The sequence below is a fragment of the Chitinivibrionales bacterium genome (assembly GCA_014728215.1).
Classification (GTDB): Bacteria; Fibrobacterota; Chitinivibrionia; order Chitinivibrionales; family WJKA01; genus WJKA01.
The window spans coordinates 1-10483 of record WJLZ01000023.1 but is presented as its reverse complement, the minus strand read 5'-3'; the positions used below and the strand labels follow the sequence as shown (position 1 = coordinate 10483).

At 48.6% G+C, this 10483-nt stretch carries 3 protein-coding genes; 1 reads left to right on the top strand and 2 read right to left on the bottom strand.

Annotated elements, in window-relative coordinates:
• Both GF401_01650 and GF401_01645 read right to left on the bottom strand, forming a co-directional pair.
• Window positions 1–5409 (bottom strand): fibro-slime domain-containing protein (locus GF401_01650; GenBank protein ID MBD3343749.1); only part of this gene is annotated, 5409 nt, incomplete at its 3' end.
• 563 nt (window positions 5410–5972) lie between these two features.
• Window positions 5973–7835, bottom strand: a complete 1863-nt coding sequence (locus tag GF401_01645) for a hypothetical protein (protein ID MBD3343748.1) — start codon at window positions 7833–7835, stop codon at window positions 5973–5975.
• 756 nt (window positions 7836–8591) lie between these two features.
• Here GF401_01645 and GF401_01640 point away from each other — a divergent pair.
• Window positions 8592–10382, top strand: a complete 1791-nt coding sequence (locus GF401_01640; GenBank protein ID MBD3343747.1) for a hypothetical protein — start codon at window positions 8592–8594, stop codon at window positions 10380–10382.
• Window positions 10383–10483 lie beyond the last annotated feature (101 nt).

Sequence of the window (10483 nt, the reverse complement as noted above, 5' to 3'; positions counted from 1 at the left end):
TTGCGCGAAACCACCTCCCGTATCCACGACAATTTTTACTTCCGTATATGAAATGGTTGAAAGAATAACATTCACCGTATCTTTCAGAGCAGCATTCAACCCATAAGTGGCTTCAACCCGGCTATTACCGCCGAAATCGGACGCCCTGATAATACGGCCTTCGCCAACCGTGGTGTTACCATCGGTAACCCGAACCAGCGTATCGCCTATAAGCGGGCTTTTCCACTGAGTATTCTGCGAATATCCGGCCCAGTTGCCGTACGGGTCGCGCAGGATCGCATACACATTTGCAATGGTATCGGACGTATCGATTATAATCGTTCCTGCGGGGTTGTCATCGTTCGGGCTTAAATTTCTATCCGGGCTGGCTTCGAGCACCAGGTGATGAACCGGTCCGGCCTTGACATATACCTGTACCGTATCGGCCCGGTACCTGCTGCCGGCATCATACCGTGCAATCAGATAGACACGGCTGTACCCATTCACCGGCCTAAAAACGCTCCTGCTCCCGTTCCTGGGGCTGAGTGTTGTTGATGCCGTGTTTCCCACAAGCTGGACCATACTCCACTGTACCGGCGATGAAGCGTTATTATATTGTGACAGCCACCGGTCCTGATGGTCGAACAGCATGGCCACCAGTTGGAGCGAATCGCCCGCGGCAACGGTATCGATAGTGGTTCGCTGTGGGTAGGGAAGGTTATTATTTGTTCCCGGAGCATCGGTTGTCGGGTACAAAACGAGCTTGTCGGGAAGCCCCGGGGTAAAGATCGCGGTCAACTGGTCCGAAACCGGATTCCCCGCGGGGTCCAGGACGGCAATCGAGATAACCCCAGTGTCAAGGCCACCCGGGCTGAATGTCCAGGCGTCATCAAAGCCTGGCGCGGCAGGAGCAACAGGAAGTGTCCCGGCATTCCAGGTAACCCGGATATTGTCCCACTGGCCGTTATCCGAGCGTTGTCCGAGCGCATAGAGGGTCGTATCCTGATCGGTGCGCATTATCAGCGTATCGATATCCCGCAATCCCTGATGTTTGACAACGAGGCGCAGTGCAGTATAGACGATATCATTGAGAACGATATCGATCGTATCCGACATGGATGAATCGGCATTCCAAACCACAACCTGCGTTGCACCTTCATCGGCGCGGCGGATAATAATGCCTTCACCGAAATCGACGATACCATCACCGGCCCATGCGATCGCGGTATCTTCTGCCGCCCAGTCGGCCTGGGTCAGCGGCGCCACGTAGTTGCCGAGTGAATCGCGCAGAATAGCATAAACGGTCGAAATAGTATCCCAACTTGTTAAGGTCACCGAATAAATCGGGTTATCCATGTTCGGCGAAACAAATGGATCGGGCGTGGGCTCGATTACCACATGGTGTGCGGTACCTGCCCGTGTTCCGATCCGGACCGTATCGTGGAATGTCCTGCCGCCGGAGCTGAATTCACTAATGATATACAGGCTGTTCCGTGCTCGAATCGGCATGAACGTGCTCATATATCCGGTAAGCGGAGTCAGCGTGCCGGTTGGCGGCATGCCGGTGAGCTCGACAGTCTGCCAGGTGATCGGCGGCATCCCCGTTTCGTATTCCTTAAGCCAGACATCCCGATGATCGAAAACTTTTGCAACCATCTGATAGGCAGTTCCTGCGGTCAGCGAATCGCTGGAGGGCAGCGGCTGGTTGGCGCTCTCATAGGGGGTCCCCGTTTGCGGGAAAAGCACCAGCCTGGAGGGCAGTCCGTGAGTAAAGTGTACGGTGATCGTATCATAAATCGTTTCGGTGCCGGTTGAATGGCTGATAATGATATTTCCAGAGCCCGTATCCGATGGCTGAAGAGCCCATTGATCGGCGGATACCGGTGCCGAAGGATTTACATTGATTCCTGTGCTTGTCCATCGCAGTGCCAGATTATCCCATTCGCCGTTATCCGAACGGAGGCCCACCGCGTAAAGTGTCGTGTCCTGATCGGTCCGGAGAACCAGGCTGTCTCCCTGAAGTGATGTCAATCCGTTATTGTTTACCATGATCCGAACAGCGCTATAGCTGATATTGCTCAAAGTAACGGCAAAGGTGTCTCTCAGGGTACCATTGTTTTGGTTGGCAGCTACAACCTGCGCAATTCCGCTGTCGGCGCGGCGCATAACCTTGCCTTCACCATTCGATACAACACCTTCACTTGCCGCAACAATCGAAGCCAGACTTGTCCAGTTTGTCGCGGGTGAGGGCGAGACAAAATTGCCGTAGGCATCACGCAGAATCGCATAGGCATACCCGATCGTGTCGCCACTTCCTATTGTCAAATTATCGAGTGGGTTGTCGGCATTGGGACTTAGTGCGCGATCGGGACTGGTCTCGATCACCAGATGGTTGGCACTGCCTGGCTTGATATAAAAACGAACAGCATCCGACAAGGTTGCACCGCCAATGGTAATCCGAGCGCGAATTTCAACCGTATTATAGGCGCGCGTGGGGCTGAAATTTGACAAATGCCCTGTCAGCGGAGAAAGTGTTCCTGTGGGTGGCTGACCGGCAAGCTCGACCAGATCCCACGAAAAAGCCGCCGGCGGATTTTCGTAGCTCTGAATCCATGAACCTTCAGAGTCAAACACTTTGGCAACAACGGGAATAGCCGCTCCGGCTATGGTATCGACAGTAATATCGGTACCCGGATAGGGATCATTGCCCGGCGTATAGGGTGTCCCCTCTTTGGGGAACAGTACCAGGCTGACCGGGAGGCCCTCGGAGAACCTGGCGACAACCGTATCACTGATCGCGCCTTTCCGGATAATGATTCTTCCCGTACCGAACGCATCGGGCGAAAATGTCCATCGATCCCCCGGCGTTGGAGCGGCGGGGCTGATACTCAGTCCCGGATAGGACCAGGTGACATCCACATACGCCCAGGCGCCATTATCGGATCGTCTTCCCAGCGCATAGAGCGTTGTATCCTGATCTTTTCGCACGCGGAGTGTGTCGATATCGCGCAAGCCGTTGTTGTTGACCACCAGGCGGAGTCCGGTATAGGTGATACTGTCGACCACGATAAGCACCGAATCGGAATAAGAGCCTTTGGTCGCATGGACATAGGTCTGGGCCGATGAGGTCGTTATGCGCCGTATCACTCCTTCACCCTGGCTCAACTGGGCCGATGCAGCAGCGGTAACCACGGTTTCATCACGACTTAACCATTGCGCGGTATCGGCATATCCGGCAAAATTGCCATGCTGATCCCGGAGAATTGCGTAGGCCAGTCGGGTCGAATCTGCACTGGTCATATTGACTTGTGCAAGTGGGTTATCATCATTGGGACTTACCCCCCGGTTCGGACTCCCTTCGACAACAAGATGCAACAGCGATGAAGGGATAATTTTCACGCGTACCGTATCACGGAACAGCTTCAGATCCTGCTCAAAAATCGATATAATATTGAGTACCAGCGTATCCCCATTTGTTTCGTAGGCCTGGAGCGGCACAAAGGAAGTCGCATGGCCGGCACGCTGAGCGAGCGTTCCCACCGATGGACCGATCAGGGTGCCGTTAGAGTGGCGACGGACCTCCCATCGGATCAAATTACTTAACGATGCAGTGTCTTCGTACTGGCGAAGCCAGGTTCCGTAGGGATCGAAAATTTTGCCCACAAGCGGAATGGTCTGACCTGCCCGGTAGGTGTAAACTGTTGTTGGCGGGTTATACCGGTCACCGGGCTGTGGTGTGCCGGTGGAGCGGTATATTTCGAGACTTGCCGGTCCTCCCGGCAGCACCCTTACACCGATTGTATCCCTGACCCCGGCATAATTGACCCACATCTTTCCGGTCCCGGTTGCTGCAGGTTCGAAATCCCATGAAGAGGCCGATGTCGGTGGCGCACCGATTGAGGTGATCGTAATAAGGCCCCACTGGGCATTGACCTGCTCCCATCCAAGGCCGTCGGAGCGGAATCCTTCGGCGTATAAAAGTGTATCGGTTGTATATCGTATTGCCAGCGTGTCGATCGGGGTACGAAGGCCTCCCTGGCCGACAGCGATCCGAATAGCGGTATAATCGACCGGCTGAATGATTACCTTCACCGTATCACGGAACAGCGCGCCCGAACGGGTCAGGCTGCGCGCCTCCACGGTCGCCACGCCCGACTGCACACCCGCACGTTTTTGGATAACTCCCTCTCCCTGAGAGGGATTGCCCCCGGCAACAGTTATATATTCTCCTCCTGTTAAAACAGTCCACTGCGTGTTGGCAGACTGATCGACAAAGTTTCCCGCGCTGTCGCGCAGAATGGCATAGACGCTCACCTGACTCTGTGTCGGATTCATGGTGATCGAATCGAGCGGATTATCATACCTGAGACTCACCAGTGAATCGGGACTTCCTTCGACCAGCAAATGGTGGGGTTCTCCCGGATTGACACATACCCGCATCGAATCGCGGAGCATGACCTCCGGATAGTTCGGATCGGGAAATGTAAGATAAATTATCACGCACCCGTAGGCCCGCAAAAAGCAGAATTCATTTTCATTTGTCACTGTATCATACGTAAGCGGATTGCCCAGGGTATCGTAGACTTCCCACTGGACCAGAGAATCCCAGTCCCGGCGAAGTCCCATGGTGTCGTCGACAACCCACACCCTGAAATTCAGGCACTGGCCCGACTCGATTGTCGTATCATTGACACCGGGCGGCGGATCGTTTGGATCCGGCGTCAGGGTGTCGGGACGGATAATAAAACCGTTAGCCTGGGTTGGCGTGAGAACATTGGTAGTGATAACGCAGTTTGCCTGGGTGGTGTGGCGTTCCGCATAAAAAAAATCGAACATGTATTTCCGTCCGACAGTCAGCCCAAGATTGTCGAGGTTGACTGAACTCGTCTGTTCGCCGTGCACGCCGCCGAGATCGATCACCAGCGAGTCATTGATAAAGACCCACACGTCGTCATCTCCACGAAATGTAAAGAATTCGCCCCCCTTATAAGTGAATTCATGGTGCAGCTCCATGGTAAAAGCAAAGTTGTGATCATATTCAGTCGGAACCTGGGGTTCATTGCCGAACCCGCGGCCGTCAAGCCAGAAAAACTGATCGTTCGGCGGAATGTTGACTGACCTGACAAACGAATAGGTACCGGTAGCCGAATCGGTAAGCAGGAACGGAAGCGAATCGTAAAAGACGATATTGGTCATGGAATCGGCGCCCATGGGAGGCTCATCGCTCCAGTTCGCCCCCTGCCACCCGGTAGGATCGATGACGCTGGGTGACAGGCCGGTCCACCGCCAGCCCCCATAGCTCGTATCGTAGGCAAATGTCTCCGATCCGGTAATACCGCTGGGACGATACCACTGGTCAATATGGAGGTTGCATGCGCGGTTTTGTCTGAACACCGGCTTTCGCTGGCTGTCAAGATAGTCCTGTACCATGTCGTCTCGTTGGCCCGGATTGCAATTCTGGAAATCAGGATTGATCGGGTTGGGGCATTCATTCGGCTTTTCGCAATTGTCATTGGCGTGAAAATCATAAAAGGTCACCTTGGCCCATAAGGTATCGGGCAATAGATATCCCTGTCCCGCCGATTGAGCGGCAAACATCATGACGCCTGCAAAGGCATACACCATTTTCTTCAGGAAATACCGTTTCATAAAACTGGTCCTGTTCCACTGTTAATTTTTTGCGGCGCTGCGATACAACGAAATATATGAGTCGATACTCCGTTACCAGGACCGGGTAGCCCATGTACATTATATAATAGTATCCACCGGCATGCAAAAACGGAAATTATATTTCCTCTTTGCTGTTTTTTTTATGATATTTTTGTCGAATATAAAATATTGAGGAATATGGTCGGCGTGGAAGTTAAAAAAAACGCCTAATAGTAACCGGAGCAAACGCTTCTTTTCTGAGGCGGTATGCGAGCAGCAAGGACAACAAGATTTGGTAAATTTACCTATAAAACAAAAAGGCGCGTCTTTATGATTCGCCTTAATTATTTAAATAATACTATTTTTCTGGTTGAGATCTTTCCATCGAGATTAATTGCTGCAATAAGGGCTCTACAATCATTAATGTTATCAAGAGGGATTAAAAATTCGTGCTTATTTGAATACGTGATAAATGATTTTATTTGTCGCCCATTGGCTTCATATAATGCAATTGTAAGATTATTCTGTAATGGTTTATTCAACAGTATTTTCAAACCTCCAAAAACTTCTTGTATTCCTATTAATTTTGTCTTGCTTTTATTGAAATTTGCTATAATTGGGGGTGCAGTTGTTGACGATGCGTCTAAGCGTTCATTTAATTGAGCAAGATATAAGCTTGGTATATCAGAAATATGAGTTCCTTCAGATTCTATAACACCAGCGGGCTCATTTGATCGGTCACCATTTCCATCAATAGCAGATTCGGATATACAACCAATAGCCCAGTTGGTATGGTCCATTGGAGGATCTTGCAATAAAATGTCTTTGGCTTCGCAGTTCCAAAACATAATCTGTGAACCTGCCCAACCATGTCCACTGCCCGAGTTCATTCTATTTTCTGCAGCTAATTGATCGGTTACGATAACATTGTCATACAACTGTCCTGTTGACCATCGATGGTGTGGGCCATTGGTAGAGGTATTCTCTTTTGAGAAGCAGTTGTAAAAAACATTCGGGCCGGGTGTTCTGGATCCGGATACGAAATCATGCCTTCCTGAATGTGCTGTGCAATTTTCGAATAATACTTGTTGTCCGCCGGCTACATTAAATGCATATCTCCGTCCACCACGGTATTTCGATTTTGGATCGAAAATCTCACAATCTTTTATTGTTATCTTATATGAATTATCTTCGGCAATACCACATGCATATCCAAAGTAATAGGCATTAATATCCTTTTGCCAACAGTTTTCCGAATTTTCAAAACCCACAGCACTCCATGCGTGGTCCTCATCCTCATCAGATGCATAGATGCTTTCGAGTCGCAAATTTTCAACGCCGGCTTCTTCGATTTTGCCACTCCACGTATATTTTGTAATAAATCCCTCAGCATATGCTTCTTCTATATGGTCGACAATCGGGGCATCAATCGTTATTTCGTTACCATTTACGGCAACAATTCTTCTAAACGATTCTATTGTGTAGGATCCTGGTGACCAATCACTATCGCCGGGATCTGTTTGGCTTAATGTTCCCATTCCGAGTTCGTCAATCCATGCCTGGTTTGGTTTGCGCTCAAGAAGTATTCTGTCACCGGCAGCAAAGGGGTGTCCGGATGCCACATTGAATGTTTTAGTGCCGATAGGAACATAGCTATCGGTGATTTTTGTTCTGGTTGATGGTTCATCCGATGGTCCATTGCTGCCTTTGACAATTATTAATGTGTGCTGAGACGGCTTTGTCGCTATGATAATAGAACCCTGGGCATCGTTACCCTCACCTCTTAACACTACACCGCTTTTCAAATTAATAGAACCATTGACATTATAAGTTCCAGCACGTAGTAATACCGCTCCCTTATGGCCATTTGCATCCGCGGTCATTGCATATACTTCATCGATTGCACTCTGAATATTAGAAAGATTATCACCAGATACCGGTGAAATTGTTTTGGCCACAGCTACATTGGGTAGTGGTTTTTCTCCATGATGGTAGCCCACGTAGCTAAAATCGGGAACTTTGTTTCCTTTTGTATCGGTTGCATATACTAATTTGCCGTTGCTGCCTAAAGAAACCAAAGAAGAAGTTTGAGAATAAGCGGTAAAACTTATTACAAACAGAACTACTACAATTTTCCATTTAATGTGTGTTTTAATGTGAAACATATACAGCTCCCCCTTCTGCCGATAGGTAGTTTCTTTTTTCAAACTCCCAATCGAGCATAATCACTCATCATTAAAATGTGGTAATTTTCTTGATACATTTGCCTGTGTGTTTCGATCCTTTTTCGCCTGTCTCCCCCGCTGACATACAATATATTTAACTCGGTGGTTTTTGGCAAGGTCCTTTGATGTAAAAATAAAAAGCATGCATTTCCCCACAATGAAGCTTGTTATATACAACTCTCCCCCTATGCCCTCCGGTGTATAGCTATGATCAAATGCCTTATGATCAAATGCCTTTGGTGGGGGAAAGCTTTCCCCCTGGTCCAAGCCTCGCAGTAGCGAGTCTTGGACGCACCCCCTTCTGCGGGGGAGAGCCCCCGCAACGCCCCCCATTCCGCACCACAATCGCCGATTTCCCGCTTTTCTAACCGATTACCCATCTCCTTAGAGCTCGATAATCTGGTTTGCGGAACAATTTCCAAGGGACAGGTGTTATTACGGTTTATTACATAACCATTGCAGGCCAACATGTGTAAACAGGGCGTATTCTAAAAATTGCATACTTTTTATTGTTTCGCAAAGCGCTTATTAGTATATTAAATCTTTATTGACAATGGCACGAATGGATGCGCTCTGGTACGAATAGCCGGCCAGCCCATTCCTCACTCCAAAGTGCTCATTCCGAAGTTTTTAGGGGTTTTTAGGGTTTATATGGTATGATTTATAATGATATTTTGCTTTGGGATTTATTAGTTGTAGGAAATCCACCCATCCCCATTGATACAGACAAGAAGCAATATGACATCGTCAACAAAACCTGAAGCCCTCCAAACTGCCGGGAAACGTTTAGAAGATTCCCACTTTCTATGGCATCAGTGCGCGAGTTCCTACTGGAACTTGGATGTCTTCCATATCCAGCTGAACTCTTGTATTCAATCTTTGCGCAGTGTCACTTTTATGCTTCAGAAACAGAAGTCTGGCTTCCCTTCCTTTGACGTATGGTACGAGAGATGGCGTACAGCGATGAAGGGCGACGAAATACTTTCGTGGTTAGTCGAATCTTGTAATCACATAGAAAAAGAAGGTGATTTGGTTGTCAACAGCCAGTTTAAAGTTTCCATCTTGGTGGACTACAAAGACACAGGCTTCGAAAGCTTCATTGTACCACCTTCTACTACTTCTACTGAAATACTTGAAGAGCTTCGTAAACGCGATCTGCCAAAGACTCTTACCAAGTTCGGTTTCTACAGAATTGAGAAGAGGTGGATTTCTGCTACCTTACCGGACCATGAACTTCTCAATGCCCTTGCCTATTGCTATGGTGTATTGAAATACCTTTTGATTGACGCACAGAGTTTTCTTACAATTGAGGACGAATCGGAGAGTGAAGAGTTTATTTCACAAACGGCAAAACGTCGTGATGAACGACCTGATTGCATGGTGGACAACAATTGGGATCGAAGCCAACTCTTCAAGATCGCGACAGGAGAGGACGTGATCTCCTTTTCCGAACCTGCTCCCGAGATTTCAGACCAAGAGATTCTGGATCGATACCCGTTTTTGAAGGATGAGAAGTTCAATGTTCAGCAGGAAGGCTTCTTTGAGGTCTGTGACACACTGTTTCAGAAAGCAAGATTGATATGTGCCAAAGATGGTGGGCATGTCACTATCGTGATGCTACTCAAGGACGGAGCCCCGGGAAAGATCATAAACCTGCAACCCGAAACCAGATCAGACAAATGGATTCTCTGGAGCCAAGTTGCAGCTGAAGTTAAGCGGGTTCAGGTTGACTACGTTATATGTATCTCCGAAATATGGACAGCTCCTTACGATCCCGATAACCCAAACCGACATGCTGTTGATGCTCCTGATAGGAAGGAAGCCCTGTCCCTCAGCGCCGTATCATTTGCCGATGAGCAGTACCACATCTTCTGCCTGCTCGAACGCAAAGGCAAGCGCATTTCACTTGGAAAGACTATCTATGTGAAGGAAAAGAACTCTCATATCTTTGATCCAATTAGAAAGGTATGGCAACAAAGAAGACTGGGCAACGCCTTCAAACCCTTTAAACTGGCATCCAGATCCCCATGTCTGTGCCACAGTGGAAAGAAATACAAATTATGTTGTAGGAGATACGTCGAGGACAAGAGTTACGAACGGGCAACAGATCTGCATAGAACCGGAAAGTACCGACAGGCGGAACGGGCTTACAGAGCATGGCTTACTCAATACACGATGTGGTACAACGAACACACGGTACACTTTGCCGCAGGCCGTCCCAAGGATGCAGAGAAATGGATAGAAATGGAAAGAAAGGCGCTACTGGAAATCTGTTGCAATCTGGCAAACAGCATGTTGATGCAGGGGAAGCTTGATGAAGCAATTGATATGTTGAACAAAAGTTCAGCAATCATGGAAGACGAGAAATTCAAGAATCAGATGATAGAAACTGCAAAAACATTGGCCAAGCAGGTTTCAGAATGGAAGCTCTCCAACTGTGGGAAGAATGACTCGGAACAAGCAAATGGGGGTGCGTTAACAACCTACAACAGCGCTAAGGCAGAAATTGCTTCGCAACTTCACATGTAGCGCAACCAGATGGTGTAAATGCTGCCCGTTTTAAATGAATAAGATTAGGCGGTTAAAAGACAAATAATAAAATGGGAGAAATTTAATGGCAGTCTATTCAC